Below are 26,466 nucleotides of genomic sequence, written 5' to 3'. Positions count from 1 at the left end.
CGCGATGGCAAACCGAATGATCCTCAACGAAACGGCGTGGTTTGGCCGGGGGGCGATAAACGCATTAACCGATGAAGTGATGCGGCGCGGTTATCGCAAGGCATTGATCGTGACCGACAGGACCCTCGCGCAGTGCGGCGTGGCGGCAAAAGTCACTGACAAACTGGACGCCGCCGGGCTGGCATGGGACATGTTCAGCGACGTGATCCCGAACCCCACCATCGCCGTGGTTCAGCAGGGGTTGCAGGCCTTTCAGCGCAGCGGGGCGGATTACCTGATCGCCATCGGCGGCGGTTCGCCGCAGGATACCTGTAAGGCGATCGGTATTATTCAGCGTAACCCGGCGTTCGCCGATGTCCGCAGCCTGGAGGGGCTGTCGCCCACCCGTCAGCCCAGCGTGCCGATCTTCGCGGTGCCGACCACCGCGGGGACCGCGGCGGAGGTGACGATTAACTATGTCATCACCGATGAAGAACAGCGGCGCAAATTCGTCTGCGTCGACCCGCACGATATTCCGCAGGTGGCCTTTATCGATGCCGATATGATGGACGCCATGCCGCCGGCGCTGAAGGCGGCCACCGGCGTGGACGCCCTGACGCACGCTATCGAAGGGTACCTCACTCGCGGCGCCTGGGCGTTGACCGATGCGCTGCACCTCAAGGCCATCGAGATCATCGCCGGCGCGCTACGCGGCTCGGTTGCCGGCGACGCCGGAGCGGGGGAAGCTATGGCGCTCGGCCAGTATGTGGCGGGAATGGGATTTTCCAACGTCGGGCTTGGCCTGGTGCACGGCATGGCGCATCCGCTCGGCGCTTTTTACAACACGCCGCACGGCGTGGCGAATGCCATCCTGCTGCCGCACGTGATGCGCTTTAATGCTGAGGCGACCGGGGAAAAATATCGCGATATCGCCAGGGCGATGGGCGTCAAAGGGGAAGCGTTAAGCCTGAGCGCCGCGCGTCTGGCGGCGGTGGAGGCGGTGTGCCAGCTAAACCGCGATGTCGGTATTCCCGGCCATCTGCGCGAGGTGGACGTCAGGAAAGAGGATATTCCGGCGCTGGCCCAGGCGGCGCTGGCGGATGTGTGTACCGGCGGCAACCCGCGCGAGGCGAGCCTGGCCGATATCGTCGAGTTATATCAGGCGGCCTGGTGAGGGGCCGGCCCGGGGGAAGCAGGCGGTGCCGCCGCGCCGGCACCACGCTCGGGTAGGGTCAGCGCGTCAGCCGCAGCTGCTGCAGATTGCCATCCAGCTGGAGGTCGGTCTGCAGGCGGGCCACTTCCCGGCAGGTGAAGGCCATCTCCTGATGCGCTGCCAGCTTTTTGCGCCACTTTTCCGGGACCTCTGCCAGGCGGGCATACAGCCCCTCCAGGTCCTGAAACTCGTTCAGCAGCTGGGCGGCGCTTTTCGGGCCAATGCCCGCCACGCCCGGCACCTTCGAGCTGCTGATCCCCGCCAGCCCCCAGTAATCCGCCAGCTGCTCCGGGGTGACGCCGAACTCACTGGCGATGAAGGGGGCGTCCAGCCAGCGCTTCTGAAAGTAGTCGCGGATGCGGATGGTGGGCGATAGCAGCTGGCAGTAGCCTTTGTCGGTGGAGACAATGGTGGCCTGATGGCCCGCCTGGGCCACCTTCACCGCCAGGGTGGCGGCGAGATCGTCCGCTTCGCTGCCCGGCGAGGCCCAGCAGCGGATCCCCCGCTGTTCGAAGGCGGCCCGCAGCGCCGGCATCTCGGCGACCAGCGTATCCGGCATCGGCGCGCGGCCGGCTTTGTACTCCGGCAGGCGCTGGTGGCGCCAGCCGTGGGCGCGATCCTCATCATCAAACACCGCCACCGCGTGGGTAGGCTGACTGTGGACAATCAGCTGCTCCAGCGCATGCAGGCAGGTATCGACGCAGGGCGAACCCTGCACCGCGTGGATGCGGCGGATCAGATTTAACGCGTCGACGATTAACAGATGAACAGCCACAGATACCCCCTTATTCTCAGCGTCTTTAGGGTAACATCGCCATCGGATCGAGGCTATCTGCGCCTGAACAATCAGGAAGATAACGCGCAATTTTCGCTAACCGACCGCCATCAGCGAGCTGGCGACGCCGGGCGCGGGCTCGCCGTACCACACCGCTTCCCGCACCGGGACCGGTTTGGTGATAAGCCCGAGGGCGTAAAAGCGATCGGCGATGGTCTGCTGGGCGCGGATCACCGACAGATCCATCGGCCTTGGGCGATGGCTACGGCGGGCGAGGGCGATGCGCAGCGACCGGGCGTCAATCCCCAGCTCTGCTGACAGTAAGCGGGCCGCTTCGCCACGATGCGAGTCGATAAACTGCCCGGTGTGGGTCAGCTCCGTCAGCAGGCGGCGCATGATATCGCCGTGCTGAGCGAGATAGTCCCGTCGCGAGAGATAAAACTGATGGTTGTTGACCCGTCCTTCGCCGCTGGCGACCACCCGCAGCTCGCCGGTGTGTTCGGCGTCGCTGAGCAGCGGATCCCACATCATCCAGGCGTCCACCGCCAGATAGTCGCTGGCGGTCAGCGGGTATTTCGGCGGGGTATAGACCACCCGCACGTCGTTCAGCCCCAGCCCGGCGTCCTCGAGGATCTGCAGCAGCAGCCAGTGGACATTCGACCCTTTATTGAGGGCGATGCGTTTTCCGCGCAGATCGCTGAGCTGGCGAATGTCGCTCTCCTGCGGGACGACCATCGCCACGCTGCGCGGCGCCGGCGGCTCCCACGCCACGTACATTAGTTCGCTGTTGCTGGCCTGGGCGAACACCGGCGGCGCTTCTCCGGTGGTGCCAAAGTCGATCTCGTTGCAGGCGAGGGCGTGAAGGAGCTGCGGTCCGGCGGGAAACTCGCTCCACAGCACGTTGACGCCGAGGCTGGCGAAGGCGGTCTCCAGACTCTGGCGGGCTTTCAGGATCCCGAGGCTGCCGAAGCGCTGGTAGCCAATGCGCAGCTCGCGATCGGCCCCGGTCGCGCTGGCGAATGCCCGCGGCGGCGCAGGCGGACGGCGGCGGCTTTTGATCAGCCCGAGGTTAGCGAGCTGGGTGCGTAAGGTATGCCGACTGATCCCTAACAGCGCGGCCGCCTGGCTCTGATTATCGTCGCAATGCGCCATGGCGTGGCGGATCAGCGCGCTGGTCACCCGCTGCCACAGCGGCTCGCCGGGAAGCGCCAGCTGGTGGCGAATAAAGTCGTCCAGTTCATGATCGCTCGCCGGCGACGGGGCGTCGTTGAGCGTCGCCAGGCGCAGCTGGGCGGGGCTAATCTCCTCTTCTTTACTGAGCAGCACCGCGTTGTGCAGGGTGTTTTCCAGCTCACGAATATTACCCGGCCACGCATAGTCCATCAGCCGGGCCAGCGACTCCGGCGCCAGACGCAGGGTTGGCCGGCCGAGGCGGCGGGCATAGAGCGATAAAAAGTGGTGAGCCAGCTGCGGGATATCCTGCCGACGCTGGCGCAGCGGCGGCAGCGGCACCACCGCGATATTCAGCCGATAGTAGAGATCTTCGCGAAAGCGGCGCTCGCGGATTGCCTGGGCCAGGTCGACGTGAGTGGCGGCAATCACCCGGACATTCACTTTAATCGCTTTGCGCGAGCCGACGCGGGTAATTTCGCGCTCCTGCAGCACCCGTAACAGCTTGACCTGCAGGGGCAGGCTTAATTCGCCGATCTCGTCCAGCAGCAGCGTCCCCCCTTCCGCGGCTTCAAACCAGCCGGGCTGTCCCTGCTGCGCGCCGGTGAAGGCGCCTTTCTCATGGCCGAACAGTTCGGCTTCGGCAAGGCTCTCGGTTAGCGCGCCGCAGTTAACGGCCAGAAACGGCTGCTGGCGGCGGGGACTGTGGTGATGGAGATAGCGCGCCACCACCTCCTTGCCGGTGCCGGTTTCGCCCACGATCAGCACGGTAGCCTCCGTCGGCGCGAGCTTGTCCAGCAGGCTCTGGAAAGCCTTCGATGCCGGGTCGATCAGCGCGGGCGCGGTGGAAGGGGATTCTGGGTTCAGCATAGCGGGCCTCCGGTCGTTGACCTCCTGAACTTATCCTGCGGCGGCGGCGGAAACCAGAGGGGGAAAGGCCGACGGCTGTTGCAAATGCGCCAGCGGATGCGCGGCGGCTGCGGGATTTGCAACAGCACGACGCGCGTGGGATGTTTTCAATCCCTTGATTTTAAAAATGTAATTTTTTATTCACCATTGGCATGATTATCGCTAACACTCATATAACCAAATTAAAACTTCTCTTCGATAAATATCGGATATGGTTATATAGGAAATAGATAATGACGCAGCAAGTTCCCGACAAGATCAATGTCTTCTGGTTCTTACCTACCCATGGCGATGGCCGCTATCTGGGCACCACCGAGGGTGGACGTCCGGTCGATTTACCTTATCTGCAGCAGGTGGCGCTGGCGGCCGACAGCCTGGGTTATTACGGCGTGCTGATCCCCACCGGTAAAAGCTGTGAAGATTCGTGGCTGGTGGCCTCGGCGCTGGCGCCGTTGACCCGCCGTCTGCGCTATCTGGTGGCGGTCAGACCGGGTCTGCAGCCGCCCACTCTGGCGGCGCGGATGGCGGCCACCCTCGACCGTTTATCGGAAGGACGGCTGCTGATCAATGTCGTCACCGGTGGCGACCCGGTGGAAAACAAAGGCGATGGCATCTTTCTCAGTCACAGCGAACGCTACCAGGTGACTCGCGAATTTCTCGACGTTTATTCCCGCCTGCTGCGCGGGGAGAAAGTGGACTATCACGGGGAGCATATTCATGTCGAGGGGGCGGAAGTGCTGTTTCCGCCGGTTCAGGAGAATGGCCCGCCGCTGTACTTCGGCGGCTCTTCTGAGGCGGCTATCGATGTGGCGGCCGAACAGATCGACAGTTATCTAACGTGGGGCGAACCGCCGGAACTGGTGGCGGAGAAGCTGGCGGTGGTGCGCGAGCGCGCCGCGGCCCGCGGACGCACCCTGCAATATGGCATCCGTCTGCACGTCATCGTGCGCGAAACGGAAGAGGAGGCGTGGGCCGCCGCCGACCGGCTGATCGCCCATCTTGACGACGACACCATCGCTCAGGCGCAAAAGATCTTCGCCCGTATGGACTCGGCTGGCCAGGCGCGGATGAGCGCCCTGCATCAGGGATCGCGCGACAATCTGCGTATTGCCCCTAATCTGTGGGCCGGCGTCGGGCTGGTGCGCGGCGGCGCGGGTACCGCGCTGGTGGGTAACCCTCAGCAGGTGGCGGAGCGCATCCGCGAATATCAGGCGCTCGGCATCAGCAATTTTATCTTTTCCGGCTACCCGCATCTGGAAGAGGCACACCGCTTCGCTGAGCTGGTGATGCCTCTGCTGCCGCTGGAAAACGCGGCCTCGTCGAAGGCGCGCAGCGTGAACACCGGTCCGTTTGGCGAAACCATCGGCGGCGATAAGCGCCCGGTGCGCCAGGCCAGCGCCAGCTGATGGCCAGGAGCGCGACTATGAGACAGCATACCGGAGGAGGGCGGCGATGAGTGCAGAACCGCATATCGTGATTATCGGCGGCGGCTTTAGCGGCGCGGCGGTGGCGATTGAGCTTCTGCGCCTGGCGCCGAACGGGGTGCGCGTGACGCTGCTGGAGCCGCGTCAGACTCCCGGCGCCGGGGTAGCCTACTCCACCGCGGAGCCGACGCACCGGATTAACGTCCCGGCCGCCCGTATGCAACTGACCGGTGATGAAGAGGGCGCCTTCGATCGCTGGTACCGCCGTCAGCCTGCCTTTGCCGCCGATGCGCAGGCGCTGCGCCCGGACGGTTCCGTCTACCCTCAGCGCGGCCAGTTTGGTTGCTATGTGGCACAGCGTTTTTCCGACGCCGCGGCCGCCAGCGGCGGACGGCTGCGCCACCTGCGCGATCGGGCGTTCGCTTTTGATCAGGGGACGGTTAGCACCGAGGGCGGACTGCAGCTTAAGGCCGACCTGCTGGTGCTGGCGATCAGCCATCCACCGCCTTCGCTGCCGGCGCAGGCCGAAGCCTGGCGTCACCATCCGGCGCTGATTGCCAACCCGTGGCAGCCTGGCGCGCTCGATGCCATCGCCCCGCACGCCCGGGTGGCGGTGATGGGCACCGGATTAACCATGGCCGATACGGTCGCGACGCTGGACCGGTTGGGCCACCGCGGCAGTATCATCGCCTTTTCGCGCCACGGCCTGCTGTCGCGCGGTAACCTCAGCGGCGCGGGGGCAGCATGGCCCGGCGACTATCAGCAGGGCAACTTGCGCCAGCGCCTGCGCCAGATCCGCCTCGATGTGGCGTATGCGGCGCAGCAGGGCCTGAGCTGGCAGGTGGTGCTGGATGCGGTCCGCCAGCAGGGGCAGCGGATCTGGCAGGCGCTCAGCGTCGCCGATCGCCAGCGTTTTCTGCGTCATCTGCGCCATTACTGGGATGTCCACCGCTACCGCGTGGCGCCGCAGGTCGCCGAGGTGCTGGAGGCGCGCCAGCGCACGGGCAGTCTACAGGTGCAGGCGGCCAGGCTACAGTCGATGAGCGCTGAAGGCGAGACGCTGCGTCTGACGCTGGCGCGGCGCGGCGGCGGCGTGCAAACCCTGAGCGTCGATCATCTGATCCTGACGACCGGACCCGCGCACCGTGCCCTAACCGACAGCCAGCCATTTTTACAGGACCTTGCCCGCCGCGGCCTGATTCGCGCCGATGCCTTCGGCATGGGCCTGGAGGTGGACAGCCGTTCCCGGGCAGTGGCTGATCCGCAGGTTGAGGCGCTGCCGGTGCTGGTGGCCGGTCCGGCCGCCCGCGGGCGTTTTGGCGAACTGATGGGCCTGCCGCAGGTAGCCGACCATGCCGCTGAGGTGGCGGCGCAAGCGTTACTCACGCTCGGGATCCCGCAGGACTCCCGATGTCCAGCGTACTGAATACCTCCCTTTACCTTCCCTGATTCATTTTGCCGCGTGCGCCCCGGCGACGGGCCGCGCTATGGAGATTGCTATGTCATCACAACGTGAAATTCGTCTTAACGCTTTCGATATGAACTGCGTCGGCCATCAGTCGCCGGGCCTGTGGGCGCATCCCCGGGATCGCTCCTGGCAGTATAAAGATCTGGAGTACTGGGTGGATCTGGCGCGACTGCTGGAGCGCGGCAAGTTCGACGGGCTGTTTATCGCCGACGTGCTTGGCGTCTACGACGTGCTGAACGGCAGCGGCGACGCGGCGATCCGCCAGGCGACGCAGGTGCCGGTCAACGATCCGCTGGCCCTGATCACTCCGATGGCGCTGGTGACGGAGCATCTGGGCTTCGGTCTGACCGCCTCGCTGTCGTTTGAGCATCCTTACCCCTTCGCCCGTCGTCTGTCGACGCTCGACCATCTGACCAAAGGGCGGGTGGGCTGGAACATCGTCACCTCCTATCTGGAGAGCGGGGCGCGCAATATCGGCCAGCAAACTCAGACCGACCACGACACCCGCTATGACTATGCCGATGAGTATTTGCAGGTGATCTACAAACTGCTGGAGGGAAGCTGGGAGGACGGGGCGGTGCTGCGCGACAGAGAGCGCAGGATCTTCAGCGATCCGCGGAAAATCCATCCCATTAACCATCAGGGACAGTTCTTTTCCGTGCCGGGGATCCACCTCTGCGAGCCATCCCCGCAGCGCACACCGGTACTGTATCAGGCGGGAGCGTCCAGCCGCGGCAAACAGTTCGCCGCCGGCCATGCCGAATGCGTCTTCGTCGCTGCGCCGTCGAAAGTGCTGCTGAAGAAGACGGTGGCGGATATTCGCCGCCGGGCGGCTGAGGCGGGGCGCGATCCGCACAGCATTCTGATCTTCAATCTGCAGACGGTAATTGTTGGCGACACCGACCGCGAGGCGCAGGCGAAATGGCAGGAATATAAGCAGTACGTCAGTTATGAAGGCGCGCTGGCGCTGCTCTCCGGCTGGACGGGGATTGATTTCGGCCAGTATCAGCCGGATCAGGTGCTGAAGTATCTGCACACCAACGCCATTCAGTCGGCGGTGGAGGCCTTCTCCACTGCGGACCCGAACCGGCAGTGGACGGTGCAGGCCCTGGCCGACTGGGCCGGTATCGGCGGCTTCGGCCCGCTGGTGGTCGGCAGCGCGCAAACCGTGGCGGACGAACTGCAGTCCTGGGTCGAAGAGACGGATGTCGATGGCTTTAACCTTGCCTATGCCGTCACCCACGAAACCTTCCGCGACGTCGTCGAGCTGCTGGTGCCAGAGCTGCAAAAGCGCGGCGTCTTTAAGCAAGAGTACCGTGAGGGGACCCTGCGCGAAAAACTGTTCGGCGCCGGTCCGCGTCTGGCCGCGCCTCACCCGGGCGCCAGCTACCGACGCGATGCGCGCACGGCGGCATCGGTAGAGGAGAAGGTGACATGATCGCTATCGATGATCTGCATAAAAGCTACCGCACGGCGGATGGCCGGCTCAGCGCGGTGCTGAAAGGGCTGTCGCTGCAGGTGCCTGAGCGCTCCATCACCGCGGTGGTGGGGCCGAGCGGCGCCGGTAAATCAACTCTCGCGCGCTGCATCAGCCTGCTGGAGCGCCCGGACAGCGGCAGCATTCGTATCAATGGCCTGGATCTGTCGGTGCTGTCCGGCGAGGCGCTGCGCCGGGAGAGGCGGGCGATTGGCACCGTTTTCCAGTCTTCGGCGCTGCTGAGCCGCAGGACCGCCTGGGAGAATGTCGCCCTGCCGCTGGCGTGGCTTGGCGTGGTGGAGCGCGATATCAAGGCGCGGGTCGGTGAGCTGCTGGAGAGCGTCGGCCTGAGCCACAAAGCGGATGCCTGGCCGGCCCAGCTCTCCGGCGGCCAGCGCCAGCGGATCGCCATTGCCCGCGCGCTGGCGCTGCGCCCGTCCGTTCTGCTGGCGGATGAAGCCACCTCCGGCCTCGATCCTCAGGCCACGGCCTCGGTGCTGACTCTGCTCAAGCGGCTGCGTGATGAGTACCAGTTGGCGATCGTCCTGATCACCCATGAAATGGACGCCGTGCGCTCGGCGGCGGATGCGGTGGCGGAGATCCGCGACGGGACGATCGTCCAGTACGGGCGGCTCGAAGATCTGCTGGCGCGTCCCGATTCCCTGCTCGGCCAGCAGCTGTTGCCGCTGACGCCGGCGGCAGCGGCCCACAGCGATTTGCTGCTGCGTCTGAGCTACCGCTGGGATGTGCCGGTGGCCACCGACTGGATCAGCCGCCTGAGCCAGCAGTGGGCGCTGCAGATCGATCTTCTTGGCGGCCACGTCGAGGTGATTAACGGTCGGCTGGCCGGTCGTCTGCAGATTGGAGTGCGCTTTCAGGGCGAACGCCTGTCGCCCGCGCGGCTGCAGGGCCTGCTGGCGCAGCTCGGCATGACGGCGGAGATCCTCGACAGCGCGCCGTTGCTCAGGGAGGCGGTATGAAACCGACAGTCATCAGCCAGGATACCCCCTGGAGCGAAATCCCTTCGCTGCTGCTTCCCGCCTATGGCGAAACCTGGCTAATGGTGGCCATTGTGATGCTGTTTGTCGTCACGCTGGGAGGGCTGGTGGGGGTGGTGCTATTTAACGCCTCGCCGCGGGGATTATTTCCGCACGCACTGCTGTACCGGCTGCTGAACTGGGTGGTCAACATGGGACGTTCGCTGCCGTTTCTGGTGCTGATGGCCGCTATTATCCCGTTCACTTACTGGCTGACCGGCACCACGATTGGCATCCCCGCCGCGGTGGTGCCCATGATCGCCGCCGGCGTCCCGTTCTTTGGCCGTCTGGTGGAGAACGCGCTGCGCGAGCTGCCGGCGGAGGTCACCGCGGTGGGCGTCGTCTGCGGCGGATCGCGCTGGCAAATCATTGCCAGCGCGCAGCTCAGTGAAGCATTGCCGGCGCTGGTGGCGGCGGTGACGCTAAACCTGGTCTCGATGATCGAGTATTCGGCTATCGCCGGGACCATCGGCGCCGGGGGCATCGGCTACCTGGCCGTGGTGTACGGCTATCAGCGCTTCGACAACCACATCATGATCGCGACGATCGTGGCCCTGATCGCCACGATCCAGGTGATTCAATTTTTGGGTGACCGCCTGGTCAACCGTTTACGCCACACGCAGGGGAACCTTGTATGACAACAGAGCAATTTGAGTTACGTAAAGCGCGGCGCTGGCCCTGGCTGGCGGCGCTGGCGGTGATTATCCTGCTCGCCAGCGCTTTCTGGTGGTGGCGGGGACATACCCAAAGCCAGCAGGTGGTCTTCGGCAGCACGTTAAAAATTCACTATGAGCCGGCGATGGCCGGCGAGCAGCGGATTATTGAATATATTAATCAGCATATTGCGCCCGATTACGGCCTGAAGCTGGAGGCGGTGGGGGTGCAGGATCCGGTTCAGGCTGACCGCGCGGTAGCGGAAGGACAGTATGCCGGGACGATCTATCAGCATCAGTGGTGGCTTAAACAGGTGGTGGACGCCAACGGCTTTGCGCTGTCGACTACGGTGCCGGTGTTCCAGTGGGCGTTCGGCATCTATTCCGACCGCTACTCGTCGGTACAGGCGTTGCCCAACGGCGCGACCATCGTGGTGCCTGACGACGGCGCCAATCAGGGACAGGCTCTGTGGCTGCTGCAGCGCATTGGTTTGATCTCGCTTGACCCGGCGGTAGAGCCGCGCACGGCGAAGCTGAAAAATATTGTCGACAACCCGCATCAGTTTGTCTTTAAAGAGCTGGATCTGCTGACTATGCCGCGGGCGTTAAATTCGGTGGATGCCGCCATCGGCTATGTCTCGCAATTTGACGCCGGGAAAGTGCCGCGTGAGAAAGGCATTTTATTCCCGCCGGCGCCGCGCACCTTTGCTTCGCAATTAGTGATTGGTACGCCGTATTTATCGCAGGAAAATATCGTCAAATTAAAACAGGCCTTTTCTGACCCACGGATCCAGACGTGGTTAAAAACCACCAACGATCCGCTGGTAAAAGACGTATTAGTTCCGGTATCGGCGGAATAAGCGTCCTGCACGACGTCTCTTTTCGTTGTTATTTACTTCCTTTTAGGATGCGCGAAAGCGCGTCCTTTTTGTGCTGGTGATTTTAATTAACTTATTGATTATATTGATTTTTATAGTATGAATTGTCGTTTTGATTCTCGCCGCGCGAGGTTTATAACCGCTGATGACCTGCACAAAATAATAAGGTGAAAAAATGAGTACATTACCAGTGGATAATCCCGGTATCGCTTCGGTACCGGTCAGTAGCGTCGGGGATGTGGCGCGGCTAATTAATTCCGGCAGGGAACAGGCGAAATATGCGCGGATGATTGTCTTCCTCGCGCTGGGCGGCGTTTTTCTCGACGCGTATGACTTAACCACGCTCTCTTACGGTATTGATGACGTCGTGCGTGAATTTCAGCTCTCGCCGCTGCTGACCGGCCTTGTGACCTCCTCCATTATGGTCGGGACCATTGTCGGCAATATTATTGGCGGCTGGCTGACCGATAAATATGGTCGCTATTCGGTGTTTATGGCCGATATGTTCTTTTTCGTTATTTCGGCTATCGCCGCCGGGCTGGCGCCAAACGTCTGGGTGTTGATTGGCGCTCGCTTCCTGATGGGCATCGGCGTCGGCATCGACCTGCCGGTGGCGATGTCCTATCTGGCCGAGTTTTCCCGCTTTGCCGGCAAAGGCAACAAAGCGGCTCGCCTCGCGGCGTGGTGCCCGATGTGGTACGCCGCCTCAACCGTCTGCTTTCTTATTATCCTCGGTCTCTATTTCCTGTTGCCGCAGGAGCATCTTGACTGGCTGTGGCGCGCCTCCCTGCTGTTCGGCGCCGTGCCGGCGCTGCTGATTATCGCCGTCCGCAGCCGGTTCATGAACGAATCCCCGCTGTGGGCGGCGAACCAGGGCGATCTGACCTCTGCGGTGCGCATCTTACGCGACTCCTGGGGGATCCATGCCCATGAGGTCCCGACGGCGAAGCCGGCGTCGGCGCCGAAAGTGAGCTTTCGCGTGCTGTTCGAAAAACCCTACCGTGAGCGGACTATCGTCGCCGGGGTGATGAATATCTGTATCTCCTTCGAGTACACGGCGATTGCCTTTTTCCTGCCGTCAATTCTTGCCCAGTTTCTCGGGGCTGGCGTCTTCGAAACTATTTCGGCATCACTGGGGCTGAACGCCCTGTTTGCCTTTACCGGCGGGCTGCTTGGTATGCATCTGGCGTGGAAATACCCTTCGCGTCATGTGGCGATAGCCGGCTTTGCCCTGCAGTTTGTGGCGCTGATTGTGCTGGCGCTGGTGGGGCAACCGCACGCGACGGCAGGCATCGTACTGGCCATCGCGATGCTGGGGCTGTGGCTGTTCGCCGAAGGATTTGGCCCGGGGGCGCAGCTGATGATCTACCCGGCGCTCTCCTATCCCACCGCCATTCGCGCCACCGGGGTCGGTTTCAGCCGGGCGCTCTCCGGGATCGGCAGCGCGCTGGCGCTGTTTATTCTGCCGCTGCTGCAGGCCTCGCTCGGCACGCAGATGTTCTGGGTGGTCTCGCTTGCCGCCATTATTCCCATTTTCTTCCTGCTGGCGGTCCGTCATGAACCGACACGAGATGATATTGACGCAATTCATGAATAAGGAACCGACTATGACCTTGCTCTCCACTGGCACCGATTATGACGCGCTGGCGGCCGCCTTCCGCCCGATATTCACCCGCATCGCCCAGGGCGCCGCGGAGCGCGAACAGCAGCGCGTTCTGCCCGAGGAGCCGATCCGCTGGCTGAAAGAAGCGGGCTTCGGCACGCTGCGTATCCCGCGCGAGAAGGGCGGCTGGGGCGCTTCGCTGCCGCAGCTCAGCGCGCTGCTGATTGAGCTGGCGCAAGCGGATTCTAACCTGCCGCAGGCCCTGCGCGCGCACTTTGCTTTTGTGGAAGATCAGCTGAATCAGCCGGATTCCGCCGGGCGCGACCGCTGGTTTCGTCGCTTCCTTGACGGCGAGCTGGTGGGCAGCGGCTGGACGGAGATCGGCGCGGTTAAGCTGGGGGACGTGAACACTCGGGTGACGCCGGCAGAGGGCGGCTGGCGACTCGACGGCGAGAAGTTCTACAGCACCGGCGCGCTGTACGCCGACTGGATCGATGTGTTTGCCCGGCGCAGCGATACCGGTGGCGATGTGATTGCCCTGGTCAGCACCCAACAGCCCGGCGTGGCGCGGGAAGATGACTGGGATGGCTTTGGCCAGCGGCTGACCGGCAGCGGGACCACCCGCTTCACCGACGCCCGGGTGGAAACCGACCACGTCTACGACTTTGCCCAGCGCTTTCGCTATCAGACCGCCTTCTATCAGCATGTGCTGCTGGCGACCCTCGCGGGCATCGGCCTGGCGGTTGAGCGGGATGCCGCGCAGGGCGTCAAACACCGGTCCCGGATGTACAGCCACGGCAACGCCGCCGTACCGCGCGATGATGCCCAGGTTCTGCAGGTCGTTGGGCAGATTAGCAGCTGGGCATGGGCGACCCGGGCCGCGGTCCTGCAGGCCGCAGAATCGCTGCAGCAGGCCTATGTGGCGCACGTCAGCGACGACGAAGCGCTGATCGCCCGGCGCAACCAGCTGGCGGAAGTGGAAGCGGCGCAGGCGCAGGTGATCGCCAGCGACTGGATCCCGCGGGCGGCGACGGAGCTGTTCAATGCCCTCGGGGCGTCGGATACGCGTACCCGTCTGGCGCTGGACCGTCACTGGCGCAATGCGCGGACGGTCGCCTCGCATAATCCGGTGATTTACAAGGCGCGCAATATCGGAAACTGGCTGGTGAACGGTGAGGCGCCGACCTTCATCTGGCAGATTGGCAATGGTGAGAAAACGGCGGGATAAGTCCGTCGGCGACGGGGGGCGCAATGCCTCCCGCCGCCGGGAAAACTAAGGTTTATCCAGCGACCAGGTGGCGCTGCGTACGTCGACTTTCACCGGCAGCAGGCCGATGCGCGTAAAGGTATCCGCCAGCGCCTGCTGTTCGTTATACACCGCCGGCGTCATGCGTTCAGCGCCGTAGGGCAGGCGGGCCAGGGTCTTCAGCCAGATGGCTTTATCCAGCCCGGTTGAGGTCGACAGAAGGCCGGCGGCCTCGTCCTGATGGCTGTTCGCCCACACACTGAGTTTACCCAGCTCATCCACCACCTGTTTTGCCGTCTCCGGGTAGGTATCCGCAAACTTACGGCTGGCGAGATAGAAGGTGTAGTGCGGCACCAGCCCCTCGGCGTTGCGTATTTGTCGGGCTTTCGCGTTGGTTTCCACTTCCGCGAGGAACGGATCCCAGATCACCCACGCATCAATCGCCCCGCGCTGGAAAGCGGCGCGGGCGTCCGCCGGCGGCAGATAGACCGGGGTGATGTCTTTATAGCTGAGGCCCGCTTTTTCCAGCGCGGCGACCAGCAGGTAGTTGACGTCAGACCCCTTGTTCAGCCCCACGCGCTTGCCCTTCAGATCGGCTACGCTGCGGATCGTCGACTGCTCCGGGACCACAATCGCTTCCGTTTTTGGGTTAGCGGGGGAGTGGGCAAGGTAGACCAGATCGGCTTGTGCCGCCTGGGCAAAGGCCGGCGGCGCATCGCCGGTGGCGGCCAGATCGATACTGCCGACGTTGAGCCCCTCCAGCATTTGCGGACCGGCGGGGAATTCGACCCAGCGGACGGCAATGCCCTGTTTTTTCAGGCTCTCATCCAGGGTGCCGCGATATTTCAGCAGCGCGAAGATGTTCGCCTTTTGATAGCCGATGTTGACGGTCTCCGGCGCTTTGGCCAGCGCGGAGGCGGAAAGGGCGGCGAGGACCAGCAGCCAGGCGGGGCGGAATCGGTTGGACATTGTCTGTTCTCCTTAGCGTTTTGCGTAAGGTAACAAACAGCGCTTATAACCATTAAATAACTAAATTTTAATTGATATAACAAAAGGTGGGTGAGAGGGCCCGCCGCGGCGACGCGTGGCGGGCCAGCAGGTTAATCGCAGGCGACAATCTTCATCGCCAGACCACCGCGGGAGGTTTCCCGGTACTTGGCGTTCATGTCTTTGCCGGTTTCGTACATGGTCTCAATGACTTTATCGAGGCAGACGCGCGGCTCGCTGGTCCGGCGCAGCGCCATTCGCGCGGCGTTGACCGCTTTCACGGCGGCGATAGCGTTGCGTTCGATGCAAGGCACCTGCACCTGGCCGGCGACCGGGTCGCAGGTCAGACCGAGGTTATGCTCCATAGCGATCTCTGCCGCGATGCACACCTGGCCCGGGCTACCGCCCAGCAGTTCCGCCAGACCGGCCGCCGCCATTGAGCAGGCGACGCCCACTTCACCCTGGCAACCCACTTCGGCGCCGGAGATCGAGGCGTTCATCTTATACAGCGAACCAATCGCGCTGGCCACCAGCATATAGCGGGCCAGGGAGTTGCTGTTCACCTTGCGGATAAACTTGTCGTAATAGGCCAGCACTGCCGGCACGATACCGCAGGCGCCGTTGGTCGGCGCGGTTACCACCCGGCCGCCGGCGGCGTTCTCTTCGTTCACCGCGAGGGCGAACATATTGATCCAGTCGACCACCGCCATCGGGTCGCTGTTGGTGGTGTCCTGGCTCACCAGCATGCGGCGCAGCGCGGCGGCCCGGCGCGGAACGCGCAGTTTGCCCGGCAGGACGCCTTCGGTGGTAATGCCGCGCTCAATCCCGGCGCTCATCACTTCCCACACCGCGGCGAAGTGTTGCTCCAGTGCCTCTTTACTGTGTAGCGCCAGTTCGTTCTGCATCATCAGGCCGGAGAGCGACAGCCCGGTTTCGCGGCAGTGACGCTGCAGGTCGGCGGCGTTTTTATAGGGGTAAGGGACGGCCACCGGCGCGTCAGTGGTCTGGCCGAAGTGCGCTTCATCGACGATAAAGCCGCCGCCGATGGAGTAGTACGTCTGGCTGTAGAGCACCTGGTCGCCGGCCAGGGCGGTGATGCGCATGCCGTTCTCATGCAGCGAAAGGTTGTCGGCATGGAAATTCATGCACTGATCGACCGGGAAGTCCACTTCGTGCTGGCCGTTGGCCAGCATCAGGCGACCATGGGTGTTAACGTCCTGAATAAATCCCGGAATGGCGTCAATGTCGACGGTGTCCGGCAGGTTGCCGGCGAGCCCCATGATAATCGCGATATCGGTATGGTGGCCTTTACCGGTCAGGGAGAGGGAGCCGTAGACGTCGACGACGACTTTGCTCACCTCGGCCAGCAGGCCGCGCGCGATCAGGTCGTCAGTAAATTGTTTGCCCGCTTTCATCGGTCCAACGGTATGGGAGCTGGAAGGGCCAATGCCAATTTTAAAGATATCGAATACGCTGATCATATGTATTCCCGTGCTGTCGGAAAGCGCGCCGCCGTTCAGCGGCGCGGGGGGAGGTGTTGACTGAATTAGCTGAACAGCGAGTAGAAGATCGCGGAGATGGCAATCAGACCCATAATCACCACGAAGACGTTGCTAACGTGGCCGCTGTATTTACGCATCGCCGGCACTTTCTGAATCGCGTACATCGGCATCAGGAACAGGATCATCGCGATAATCGGGCCGCCCAGGGTCTCGATCATGCCGAGGATGCTCGGGTTCAGCGTCGCTACAATCCAGGTAGTAACCAGCATGAACAGCGCGGTCAGCTTGTTCAGTTTGTTGATTTCGATCGATTTGCCTTTACCGCGCAGGGACTTAATCACCATGCCATTAAAGCCTTCGCGGGCGCCCAGGTAGTGGCCGAGGAAGGATTTGGTGATGGCGATCATCGCGATGATCGGCGCCATCCAGGCAATGATTGGCGCGTTAAAGTGGTTCGCCAGGTAAGACAGAATCGAGATGTTCTGCTCTTTCGCCGCTGCCAGGTCTGCCGGAGAGAGGCTCAGAACGCAGCTGAAGACGAAGAACATCACGGTCAGCACCATCATGATGTGGGCGCGAGCCAGGATGCTGGAGCATTTTTTCTCGGCGCCTTCGCCGTACTCTTCACGCTTGGCAACCGCGAAGGAGGAGATGATCGGCGAGTGGTTGAAAGAGAAGACCATTACCGGGATCGCCAGCCACAGGGTCATCAGCAGGCCGTTGCCGGTGACGGAGGCGCCGCTCAGGGAGAGGGTCTCCAGCGCCGCGCCGTTCCACTGCGGGATCAGGTACAGCGCCAACACCATCAGGGCGATAACGAACGGGAACACCAGCACGCTCATCGCTTTTACAATCATCTGCTCACCGAAACGCACGATAGTCATCATGCCGACGATCAGGATCAGCGACAGAATAGCGCGCGGCGGCGGCGTCATGTGCAGCTGGTGCGCCATGAAGCTTTCGACGGTATTGGTGATCGCCACGCTGTAGACCAACAGGATTGGATAGATAGCGAAGAAGTAGAGCAGGGTAATCAGCTTACCTGCGCCTACGCCGAAGTGTTCTTCAACCACTTCAGTAATGTCTTCGCCCGGGTTTTTGCCGGAGAGCACGAAGCGGGTCATACCGCGGTGGGCGAAGAAGGTCATCGGGAAGGCCAGAATCGCCATGATAATCAGGGGGATCATGCCGCCGACGCCGGCGTTGATCGGCAGGAACAAGACGCCCGCGCCGATCGCTGTACCGTACAGGCCCAGCATCCACATGGTGTCGGTTTTACGCCATCCGCTGCGGGTTTCGCCCGAAACGATGGTGCTGGTTTGAGTGGTTTCCATCTGTATCTCCTGGAGGAATCAACAAAATCTAATGAACAAATACAATTGCGTAACACGAAATTCGTTTAATTACGGTTTTTTTAGAAATTTTCTCCGTAATAATTGGGCCGGAAAGATACATTTATATGGTTTATGCATCAGTGATCGCGATCTCAAATGCAATAATCCACTTTCAATGTGCGTATTTTTAGTCCAACAGCCTGTTTCTGGTGATCAGCCAGCGATTTGTGGCGCGCAGGCTACCATTTGCAGCATATGAGATAAAAGCGGGGCGGCGTAATAACGAGGGATTTACTGTAAAAAAGAGAAGTGGTCGACGTTTTTGCGCTTAAAACCATTTTTTGCAGTGATAATTGTCGCAGTTTTTACCAACGCAAACGATTGGCTATGTAAAAACAATTCAGGTGTTTGATTAGTCACAGAAAGGTTTTTGGCGCGTTTTGGAAGTCAGAGAAAGCGTGCCCGCCGGGGCAACAGGCGCTGCCCCGGCGGGACGGAAATCAGGCGATGATTTCGTAGCAGGGAATATAGGCGGTACCGCCAGGAAGCTTCATGCGGTGCTGGGCGACGAAGCCCTGCAGCAGATCGTCCATGCGGCGCATCATCTCCGGGTCGCCGTGCAGCTTGTATGGACCGTACTGCTCGATGGCCTGGATGCCCACCTCTTTGACGTTACCTGCGACAATGCCGGAGAAGGCGCGGCGCAGGTCGGCGGCCAGCACTTCCACCGGCTGGTCCGGGGAGAGTTTGAGGTTGGCCATGTTTTCATGGGTCGGATCAAACGGCATCTGCAGGTCCGGCGAGATACGAATCGACCAGTTGAAGCTGTAGGCGTCGTCGGTCTCGCGACGGCTCTCTTTCACCAGCGGCATCGCTTTTTTCATCTGCCGCGCCACTTCCGCCGGGTCGTCGATGATGATCCGGTAGTGGCGACGGGCGGATTCGCCCAGGGTATGGGTGATAAATTCGTCCAGCACGCGGAAGTAGTCAGCGCTCTCTTTCGGTCCGGTGAGGATCAGCGGCAGCACCTGCGCTTTGTTATCCGGATGCATCAGAATACCCAGCAGGTAGAGCAGTTCTTCGGCGGTGCCGACGCCGCCCGGGAAGATGATGATCCCGTGGGCGATGCGCACGAAGGCCTCCAGACGCTTTTCGATGTCCGGCATGATGATCAGTTCATTGACCAGCGGGTTTGGCGGTTCTGCGGCGATAATGGACGGTTCGGTCATGCCGATAAAGCGGCTGTCTTTGTAGCGCTGCTGCGCGTGGCCGACGGCGGCGCCTTTCATCGGCGCTTCCATCGCGCCAGGCCCGCAGCCGGTGCAGATATTCAGTTCCCGCAGTCCCAGCTGCGTACCGACGCGGCGGGCGTAGAGATATTCGTTTTCGTTGATCGAGTGGCCGCCCCAGCAGACGATCATGTTCGGCGCTTCGCCGACGTGTAGCGCGCGGGCGTTGCGCAGGATCGAGAACACCAGGTTGGTGATATGGACCGAACTTTCGAGATCGAGGTTCGGGAAGCGAACGGTATTGTGGATCTGGCCGTACACGAAGAGGATGTCGCGCAGTACGGCGAACAGGTTGGCCTGCAGGGAACGAATAATGCGCCCGTCAACGAAGGCGTCTTCCGGCGGGTTGATCAGTTCCAGCTTCACGCCGCGTTCGCGACGTAGCACGTTAATATCGAAATTTTCAAAACGGGACAGGAGCTCCTTGCTGTTATCGGTCAGGCTCCCCGAGTTGAGCACAGCAAGCGAGCAGTTGCGAAACAGTTGATACAGGTCGCTGCTGGCGGTGCGCTTAAGCATATCCACTTCCAGCTGCGACAGCATATCCATTGAACCAAGCGGGCTAACATGTGTAATCAAGTGAACTCCTTACAGGACGCTTATGGTCTTCCTGTGATTACAATAGCCCTGCGAGCGGCGTTTTCACAACCTTGCGCGCGCCTAAACGCACGCAAATTGTGAAAATGTTTATTATTGTCGGGCGAGGCGGCCGGTGGCAGGGGAAAAGTCGCCGTTGCTGCGCCAGGGGTTGATATCCAGACCACCGCGTCGCGTATAGCGGGCGTAAACGGAAAGCGATTCCGGCTGGCAGAAACGGAGAATATCGTTAAAGATGCGCTCGACGCATTGCTCATGGAATTCGTTATGGTGGCGGAAAGAAACCAGATAGCGCAGGAGCTGCTCGCGGTTGATTTTCGCCCCACGATACTGGATCTGCACCGAGCCCCAGTCCGGCTGGTGGGTGATCAGGCAGTTGGACTTCAGCAGATGGCTGACCAGCGTCTCTTCCACGATTTTGCCGCTGGCGGCGCCCTGCAGGTAGTCGGCGCTGAACTGATAGTTATCGATCTCGATATCCTGATCGTCGATGCAGGCGCCGTGCAGGTGGGCAATCGGCTGGCCTTCCAGTTCATCCAGCCGATACAGCGACACCTTGACCTCGCCCTGCGCGCAGACGCTCAGATCGCGGGTTAGCGTCTCTTCAACCTCCTGCCAGCTGGCGAAACGCGTCTGGTTGAAGCTGTTGAGATAGAGCTTAAAGCTTTTTGATTCCACCAGATTGACGGTGGTGTCGGGCAGTTCGACGTGGCCGACGGCCACCTGCGGCAGGCCTTTGCCGTTCAGCCAGGAGAGTTCGTAGAGCGTCCAGATATCGGCGCCGTGAAACGGCAGGTTGTCGGCATGCAGGCCAAGCGGGTCGCGGTTAAGGCTGCGCGGAACGCCCTGCAGCAGCGAGGCGTCATAGGTATCGCGGTAATCGGTTGATTTACCGAGCGTCAGGCCGGCCAGCGCCTGATGATTATCGTAAGAAGACATGTTTCACCATAGTAAAGCGGGTACACTATTACCCCAGTGTATCCTGTCTAACGTGAAGAGAGAAACCGGTGGACCATCAGACCGCAGAAGCGCTGCATGCTTTTACCCAACGTTATTGCGCCGCCTGGCAGCAGCAGCGCCACAGCCTGCCGCGCAGTGAAGAGCTTTACGGCGTTCCGTCGCCTTGCGTCGTCGACATCCAGGACGAGGCCGTTTTCTGGCAGCCGCAGCCGTTTTCGCTGGCGCAAAATATCAGTGCGGTTGAACGCGCCCTGGATATTGTGGTACAACAGCCGCTTCATTCTTATTATACCACTCAGTTTGCCGGCGATATGACCGGCCGGTTCGCCGGCGAAACGCTCACGCTGCTGCAGACCTGGAGTGAAGAGGATTTCCAGCGGGTGCAGGAAAACCTCATCGGGCACCTGGTGGTGCAGAAGCGGCTGAAGCTGGCGCCGACGCTGTTCATCGCTACCCTCGAGAGTGAACTGGATGTCATTTCCGTCTGTAATCTCAGCGGTGAAGTCGTCAAAGAGACCCTCGGCACCGCCAAACGCCTCACCCTTTCCCCCTCGCTTGCGGGTTTCCTCAACCAGCTTGAGCCGGTGCTGTAATCCAGTCTGCCTGGTCATTTGTGAGAGATCTCTTACAAAACCTGTAAGAGATCATCATCATTTAAGGCAAATTTAATCCAATCTTTTTTTATTAAGTTATTGGTATTAAATTAGATCTTAATTTTTTCGTCCTTTTGAGTGGGGACTAATCTTAAGAGATTGTCTCAAGAAGGGTTGTAAGAAGAGGCAGAATCAGTGATCCTATGTCTGTCGACAGGAAGTCGCGAAATGAAGCGAACATCAGGATGATGGCGCTTCTGCAGGACCCGCCAGGATGGCGTTGCAAGGACAGGCTTCAGGATGAAGCAAGGATAACGCAGGATCGCGTAATGGACACCTCCAGGATGGAGAATGAGAGCCGCTCAGGATGAACGGTGGATCAGGAAGATCGGGACAAACTTAAGGATAAGTCATTTCACATCGGGGTGGTGTGAAAGCAGGATGCACGAGTTTATGGATGAACATGGTCAGGAGACCTCAGGAAAAGTTTTCAAGGACGAGCAGGGAGCACCAATGTAGCGGGAATGCTGCAAAACGAACCGGGAGCACTGTTTATACAGTGCTCCCTTTTTTTATTTCTCCTGCGGATTTGCTATCCTGCGCCCGGTTTTTAACTCATCGAGGTTTCCCCCATGACTCTTCACGATAGCGTGCGCGATCGCCTGCGCGCCATTGAAGCCCTGCTGCGCGAAACAGAGCACTGGCAGGAGACGGCGCCGGACAGCAGCGCCTTCGCCAGCGATAAGCCGTTTTGCCTGGATACCCTGGAGCCGCTGGAGTGGCTGCAGTGGGTCCTGATCCCGCGTATGCATCAGCTGCTGGAGAGCGGCCAGCCGCTGCCGCAAAATTTCGCCGTTGCGCCGTATTACGAAATGGCGCTGGATCAAGCCCACCCGGTTCGCCAATCCATGCTGGCGGAGCTGCTGCTGCTGGACGCGCTGTTTGCCGGTGAGCAGGCCTGATGCTGGAGATAATCTACCAGGACGACTGGCTGGTGGCGGTCAACAAACCGTCGGGCTGGCTGGTGCACCGCAGCTGGCTCGATCGCGATGAGAAAGTGGTGGTGATGCAGACCGTGCGCGACCAGATCGGTCAGCACGTTTTTACCGCCCATCGCCTCGATCGGCCCACCTCCGGCGTCCTGCTCATGGGACTGTCAAGCGAGGCGGGTCGGCTGCTGGCGCAGCAGTTCGAGCAGCATCAGATCCAGAAGCGCTACCATGCGATCGTCCGCGGCTGGCTGATGGAAGAGGCGCTGCTCGATTATCCGCTGGTGGAAGAGCTGGATAAAATCGCCGATAAGTTCGCCCGCGAAGATAAAGGCCCGCAGCCGGCGGTGACCCATTATCGTGGTCTGGCGACGGTAGAGATGCCGGTCGCTACCGGACGTTATCCCACCACGCGCTACGGGCTGGTGGAACTGGAGCCGAAAACCGGCCGCAAGCACCAGCTGCGCCGCCATCTGGCCCACCTGCGTCATCCGATCCTCGGCGACAGCAAGCACGGCGATCTGCGGCAAAACCGCAGCGCCGCGGAGCATTTCGGCTGCCACCGCCTGATGCTGCACGCCAGCGAACTGTCGTTAACTCATCCCTTTACCGGTGAGCCGCTGACCCTGCGTGCCGGTTTTGACGACGTCTGGATGCGTGCGCTGTCGCAGTTTGGCTGGCGCGGGCTTCTCCCGCTAAATGAAAGGGTTGAGTTTGCCGACGACTGCGGTCAGGATGAAGAGAATAAGGACAATCCTGGGAGATAATAGCATGGCGGAAGTCGGAATTTTTGTCGGCACCATGTACGGCAACTCGCTGCTGGTTGCGGAAGAAGCAGAAGCGATCCTCAGCGGACTGGGACACAAGGCTACCGTGTATGAGGATCCGCAGGTCAACGACTGGGAATCCTATACGGGGAAGTATGTGCTGGTGGTCACCTCCACCACCGGGCAGGGCGATCTGCCGGACAGCATCGTCCCGCTGTATGAGGGCATCAAAGATATGTATCAACCTCACCTGCGCTACGGCATTATCGCGCTGGGCGACAGCACCTACGCCAACTTTTGCGGCGGCGGCCTGAAGTTCGATCAGCTACTGCAGGAGCAGGGCGCGAAGCGCATCGGCGAGATGCTGAAGATTGACGCCAGCGAAGATCCGGAGCCGGAGAGCGTCTCTAATCCATGGGTTGAGCAGTGGGCTACCCTGCTAGAATAAAAGCGCTGCCCTCTCCCTACGCAGAGGGCGCCCTTTCAAGCTGTCGCGGCCAGATACGCGGACAGCAAAAGTGTAGCTCTTCCCGGGCCGCACGCCTTCAGGCAAATGCACAATATCCTTAGCAATATCATGGTTTAAGCTAGCCAGTTTCACCGCGTCAAGAGAGGTATTTCACACTCCGGCTCTTTTTGCTGCCCTTTTGACCACCCGCGGCGCTGGTTTTTCATTTCCGTGAACTTCCCCCCATTCTTTCAGGCATACGCCATAAACCACCTGCAATAGCGGCGTAAAAGCTGTGTAGATGCACGGTGAGCCGCGGTGTGCCTCTTCATATACTGCTCCAGCCAGTGACAAATGCAGTGCCAGATATAACGACAACTATCAAAACACGACCACGTCATTCTGATTACCCTACAGGTTGTGCTGTTCAGAATGAACGTAGCTAAACGCTATGATTCAGGAGTACAACAATGAGTTCATTAAGTCAGGCGGCGACGGCGGCTGAAAAGCGCACCAATGCCCGCTACTGGATAGTGGTGATGCTGTTTATCGTCACCTCTTTTAACTATGGCGACCGGGCGACGCTGTCGATCGCCGGTTCGGAAATGGCCAAAGATATCGGCCTGGATCCGGTGGGGATGGGGTATGTCTTCTCCGCGTTCTCATGGGCTTATGTCATCGGCCAGATCCCGGGCGGCTGGCTGCTCGACCGTTTCGGTTCGAAGCGCGTCTATTTCTGGTCGATCTTCATCTGGTCGATGTTTACCCTGCTGCAGGGCTTCGTCGGCATCTTCAGCGGCTTTGGCATTATTGTCGCGCTGTTTACCCTGCGTTTCCTCGTTGGCCTGGCCGAATCGCCGTCGTTCCCGGGTAACAGCCGTATCGTGGCCGCCTGGTTCCCGGCGCAGGAGCGCGGCACGGCGGTGGCGATCTTCAACTCCGCTCAGTACTTTGCCACCGTTATCTTCGCGCCGATCATGGGCTGGCTGACGCATGAGGTGGGTTGGTCGCACGTCTTCTTCTTTATGGGCGGCCTGGGGATTGTGATTAGCTTTGTCTGGCTGAAAGTGATCCACGATCCGAACAACCATCCGGGAGTAAACAAGAAGGAACTGGAATATATCGCCGAAGGCGGCGCCCTGATCAACATGGATCAAAAGAGCAGCGCGCAGAAGGTGCCGTTCAGCGTCAAAATGGGCCAAATCAAGCAGCTGATCGGATCGCGGATGATGATCGGCATCTATATCGGTCAGTACTGCATTAACGCCCTGACCTATTTCTTTATTACCTGGTTCCCGGTTTACCTGGTGCAGGCGCGCGGCATGTCGATCCTCAAAGCGGGGTTTGTCGCCTCCGTTCCGGCGGTGTGCGGGTTCGTCGGCGGGGTGCTGGGCGGGGTGATCTCTGACTGGTTAATGCGTCGCACCGGCTCGCTGAACATTGCCCGCAAAACGCCGATAGTACTGGGGATGCTGCTCTCCATGACCATGCTGATGTGTAACTATGTCAACGTGGAGTGGATGGTGATTGGCTTTATGGCGATGGCCTTCTTCGGCAAAGGGATCGGCGCGCTTGGCTGGGCGGTGATGGCGGATACCGCGCCGAAAGAGATTAGCGGTCTTTCCGGCGGCCTGTTCAACATGTTCGGCAATATCTCCGGTATCGTCACCCCGATCGCTATCGGCTATATCGTCGGCACCACCGGCTCGTTCAACGGGGCGCTGGTTTACGTCGGCATCCATGCCCTGGTGGCAGTGCTGAGCTACCTGGTGCTGGTGGGCGACATCAAACGTATTGAACTGAAACCTGTAGCGGGACGTTAATCATGACTACCCAATCCAGCCCGATTATCACAGAGATGAAGGTCATTCCGGTGGCCGGACACGACAGCATGCTGCTGAACATCGGTGGGGCGCATAACGCCTGGTTTACCCGCAATATCGTGGTGTTGACCGATAACGCCGGCAACACCGGCGTGGGCGAAGCCCCTGGCGGTGAGGTTATCTACCAGACGCTGCTGGCGGCGATCCCGCAGGTGGTAGGTCAGGAGGTCGCCAGGCTGAATCGCGTGGTGCAGCAGGTACACAAAGGCAATCAGGCGGCGGATTTCGACACCTTTGGCAAAGGGGCGTGGACCTTTGAACTGAAAGTCAACGCGGTAGCGGCGCTGGAGGCCGCGCTGCTCGATCTGCTCGGCAAGGTGCTCAATGTGCCGGTCTGCGAGCTGCTGGGGCCGGGCAAGCAGCGTGATGCCGTCACCGTGCTGGGCTACCTGTTCTATATCGGCGATCGGCAGAAAACCGACCTTGGTTATCTGGACCATACGCCGGGCGATCACGAATGGTATCGCCTGCGCCACCAGCAGGCGTTGAGCAGCGAAGCGGTGGTGCGCCTGGCGGAAGCCGCTCAGGATCGCTACGGTTTCAAAGATTTTAAGCTGAAGGGCGGCGTGCTGCCCGGCGAGCAGGAAATTGACACCGCCCGGGCGCTGAAAAAGCGCTTTCCGGACGCGCGCATCACCGTCGATCCTAACGGCGCCTGGCTGCTGGATGAGGCGATCGCCCTGTGCAAAGGGCTGCAGGATGTTCTGACCTACGCCGAAGATCCGTGCGGCGCCGAGCAGGGTTTTTCCGGCCGGGAGGTGATGGCCGAGTTCCGCCGCGCCACTGGGCTACCGGTCGCCACCAATATGATCGCCACTAACTGGCGCGAGATGGGTCATGCGGTGATGCTCAACGCCGTCGATATTCCGCTGGCGGACCCGCACTTCTGGACGCTCTCCGGCGCGGTACGAGTGGCGCAGCTGTGCGACGAATGGGGGCTGACCTGGGGCTGCCATTCCAACAACCATTTTGATATTTCCCTGGCGATGTTTACCCACGTCGGCGCCGCGGCGCCGGGTCAGCCCACCGCCATCGACACCCACTGGATCTGGCAGGAAGGCGAGGCGCGCCTGACCAAAAATCCCCTGCAGATTATTAACGGCAAGATTGCCGTGCCAGACGCGCCGGGACTCGGCGTGGAACTTGACTGGGAGCAGGTGCGCAAAGCCCATGAGGCCTATAAAGCGCTGCCGGGCGGCGCACGCAACGACGCGGGCCCGATGCAGTACCTGATCCCCGGCTGGACATTCGACCGCAAACGTCCCGTTTTCGGCCGCCACTAATT

At 61.0% G+C, this 26,466-nt stretch carries 22 protein-coding genes; 15 read left to right on the top strand and 7 right to left on the bottom strand.

The features are described from left to right. Positions 1-4: 4 nt before the first annotated feature. Complete coding sequence (gene fucO / locus ACQUTI_RS14710) at positions 5-1,153, top strand: lactaldehyde reductase (RefSeq protein ID WP_049116052.1); 1,149 nt, start codon at positions 5-7, stop codon at positions 1,151-1,153. A gap of 58 nt (positions 1,154-1,211) precedes the next feature. On the opposite strand, the gene xni is transcribed toward fucO, so the two are convergent. Together xni and ACQUTI_RS14700 are read right to left on the bottom strand one after the other, a co-directional pair. Beyond that, positions 1,212-1,967: a flap endonuclease Xni gene (gene xni / locus ACQUTI_RS14705; RefSeq protein WP_023319031.1), complete on the bottom strand. Its 756-nt coding sequence runs from the start codon at positions 1,965-1,967 to the stop codon at positions 1,212-1,214. A 96-nt stretch (positions 1,968-2,063) separates the two neighbouring features. Continuing rightward, positions 2,064-4,007, bottom strand: coding sequence for a sigma-54-dependent Fis family transcriptional regulator (locus ACQUTI_RS14700; RefSeq protein ID WP_004205531.1), 1,944 nt, complete (start codon positions 4,005-4,007; stop codon positions 2,064-2,066). Positions 4,008-4,279: 272 nt separating this feature from the next. On the opposite strand from ACQUTI_RS14700, the gene ssuD reads away from it, so the two are divergent. From ssuD to ACQUTI_RS14660, 8 genes are all read left to right on the top strand, one after another. After that, on the top strand, positions 4,280-5,452 hold the full coding sequence (gene ssuD / locus ACQUTI_RS14695; protein WP_004205532.1) for an FMNH2-dependent alkanesulfonate monooxygenase: 1,173 nt from the start codon (positions 4,280-4,282) through the stop codon (positions 5,450-5,452). Between the two features lie 46 nt (positions 5,453-5,498). Further along, positions 5,499-6,896: an FAD/NAD(P)-binding protein gene (locus ACQUTI_RS14690; RefSeq protein WP_043520775.1), complete on the top strand. Its 1,398-nt coding sequence runs from the start codon at positions 5,499-5,501 to the stop codon at positions 6,894-6,896. A gap of 73 nt (positions 6,897-6,969) precedes the next feature. Then, positions 6,970-8,376 (top strand): LLM class flavin-dependent oxidoreductase, encoded by a 1,407-nt coding sequence (locus tag ACQUTI_RS14685; RefSeq protein WP_043520773.1) that lies wholly within the window; start codon positions 6,970-6,972, stop codon positions 8,374-8,376. Continuing rightward, positions 8,373-9,395 carry a methionine ABC transporter ATP-binding protein gene (locus ACQUTI_RS14680; RefSeq protein ID WP_043520771.1) on the top strand — a complete coding sequence of 341 codons (1,023 nt, stop codon included), beginning with the start codon at positions 8,373-8,375 and terminating at the stop codon, positions 9,393-9,395. The genes ACQUTI_RS14685 and ACQUTI_RS14680 overlap by 4 nt, the downstream gene beginning before the upstream one ends. Then, positions 9,392-10,090 (top strand): methionine ABC transporter permease, encoded by a 699-nt coding sequence (locus ACQUTI_RS14675; RefSeq protein WP_017899192.1) that lies wholly within the window; start codon positions 9,392-9,394, stop codon positions 10,088-10,090. Before ACQUTI_RS14680 ends, ACQUTI_RS14675 begins: the two co-directional genes overlap by 4 nt. Further along, positions 10,087-10,965 carry a MetQ/NlpA family ABC transporter substrate-binding protein gene (locus ACQUTI_RS14670; RefSeq protein WP_428923302.1) on the top strand — a complete coding sequence of 293 codons (879 nt, stop codon included), beginning with the start codon at positions 10,087-10,089 and terminating at the stop codon, positions 10,963-10,965. Before ACQUTI_RS14675 ends, ACQUTI_RS14670 begins: the two co-directional genes overlap by 4 nt. A 193-nt stretch (positions 10,966-11,158) precedes the next feature. After that, positions 11,159-12,580, top strand: coding sequence for an MFS transporter (locus tag ACQUTI_RS14665; protein WP_428923301.1), 1,422 nt, complete (start codon positions 11,159-11,161; stop codon positions 12,578-12,580). Positions 12,581-12,590: 10 nt separating this feature from the next. Then, positions 12,591-13,814, top strand: a complete 1,224-nt coding sequence (locus ACQUTI_RS14660) for an acyl-CoA dehydrogenase family protein (RefSeq protein ID WP_004205543.1) — start codon at positions 12,591-12,593, stop codon at positions 13,812-13,814. 45 nt (positions 13,815-13,859) lie between these two features. On the opposite strand, the gene ACQUTI_RS14655 is transcribed toward ACQUTI_RS14660, so the two are convergent. The 5 genes from ACQUTI_RS14655 to queF all read right to left on the bottom strand — a co-directional run bounded on the left by ACQUTI_RS14655 (position 13,860) and on the right by queF (position 20,480). Next, complete coding sequence (locus ACQUTI_RS14655) at positions 13,860-14,801, bottom strand: sulfonate ABC transporter substrate-binding protein (protein WP_032456530.1); 942 nt, start codon at positions 14,799-14,801, stop codon at positions 13,860-13,862. A 131-nt stretch (positions 14,802-14,932) separates the two neighbouring features. Beyond that, positions 14,933-16,300 carry an L-serine ammonia-lyase gene (locus ACQUTI_RS14650; RefSeq protein ID WP_017899189.1) on the bottom strand — a complete coding sequence of 456 codons (1,368 nt, stop codon included), beginning with the start codon at positions 16,298-16,300 and terminating at the stop codon, positions 14,933-14,935. Positions 16,301-16,365: 65 nt separating this feature from the next. Then, entirely contained in the window at positions 16,366-17,655 is a 1,290-nt protein-coding gene (locus tag ACQUTI_RS14645) for an HAAAP family serine/threonine permease (protein WP_004205549.1), read from the bottom strand. 500 nt (positions 17,656-18,155) lie between these two features. Next, positions 18,156-19,523, bottom strand: coding sequence for a nucleotide 5'-monophosphate nucleosidase PpnN (ppnN, locus tag ACQUTI_RS14640; RefSeq protein WP_004205551.1), 1,368 nt, complete (start codon positions 19,521-19,523; stop codon positions 18,156-18,158). A gap of 111 nt (positions 19,524-19,634) precedes the next feature. Then, complete coding sequence (gene queF / locus ACQUTI_RS14635; RefSeq protein ID WP_017899188.1) at positions 19,635-20,480, bottom strand: NADPH-dependent 7-cyano-7-deazaguanine reductase QueF; 846 nt, start codon at positions 20,478-20,480, stop codon at positions 19,635-19,637. 68 nt (positions 20,481-20,548) lie between these two features. Here queF and syd point away from each other — a divergent pair, with 68 nt between their 5' ends. The 6 genes from syd (at position 20,549) to ACQUTI_RS14605 (ending at position 26,464) form a co-directional block, all read left to right on the top strand. Continuing rightward, positions 20,549-21,094: a SecY-interacting protein gene (gene syd / locus ACQUTI_RS14630; RefSeq protein ID WP_428923300.1), complete on the top strand. Its 546-nt coding sequence runs from the start codon at positions 20,549-20,551 to the stop codon at positions 21,092-21,094. 632 nt (positions 21,095-21,726) lie between these two features. After that, positions 21,727-22,056 (top strand): YqcC family protein, encoded by a 330-nt coding sequence (locus tag ACQUTI_RS14625; protein ID WP_428923299.1) that lies wholly within the window; start codon positions 21,727-21,729, stop codon positions 22,054-22,056. Beyond that, positions 22,056-22,850 carry a tRNA pseudouridine(65) synthase TruC gene (gene truC / locus ACQUTI_RS14620; protein ID WP_004205557.1) on the top strand — a complete coding sequence of 265 codons (795 nt, stop codon included), beginning with the start codon at positions 22,056-22,058 and terminating at the stop codon, positions 22,848-22,850. Before ACQUTI_RS14625 ends, truC begins: the two co-directional genes overlap by 1 nt. A gap of 4 nt (positions 22,851-22,854) precedes the next feature. Further along, positions 22,855-23,298 carry a flavodoxin gene (locus tag ACQUTI_RS14615; protein ID WP_004205560.1) on the top strand — a complete coding sequence of 148 codons (444 nt, stop codon included), beginning with the start codon at positions 22,855-22,857 and terminating at the stop codon, positions 23,296-23,298. A 470-nt stretch (positions 23,299-23,768) separates the two neighbouring features. Beyond that, positions 23,769-25,121 carry an MFS transporter gene (locus ACQUTI_RS14610; protein ID WP_428923298.1) on the top strand — a complete coding sequence of 451 codons (1,353 nt, stop codon included), beginning with the start codon at positions 23,769-23,771 and terminating at the stop codon, positions 25,119-25,121. Between the two features lie 2 nt (positions 25,122-25,123). Next, entirely contained in the window at positions 25,124-26,464 is a 1,341-nt protein-coding gene (locus ACQUTI_RS14605) for an enolase C-terminal domain-like protein (protein ID WP_023319020.1), read from the top strand. Positions 26,465-26,466 lie beyond the last annotated feature (2 nt).

It is taken from the genome of Klebsiella sp. 7-CIP_Kleb. (genome assembly GCF_050378655.1).
GTDB classification, from domain to species: domain Bacteria; phylum Pseudomonadota; class Gammaproteobacteria; order Enterobacterales; family Enterobacteriaceae; genus Klebsiella; species Klebsiella quasipneumoniae.
Note: the sequence above shows the minus strand (reverse complement) of the source record. Positions and strands in the feature narration are given on the sequence as shown.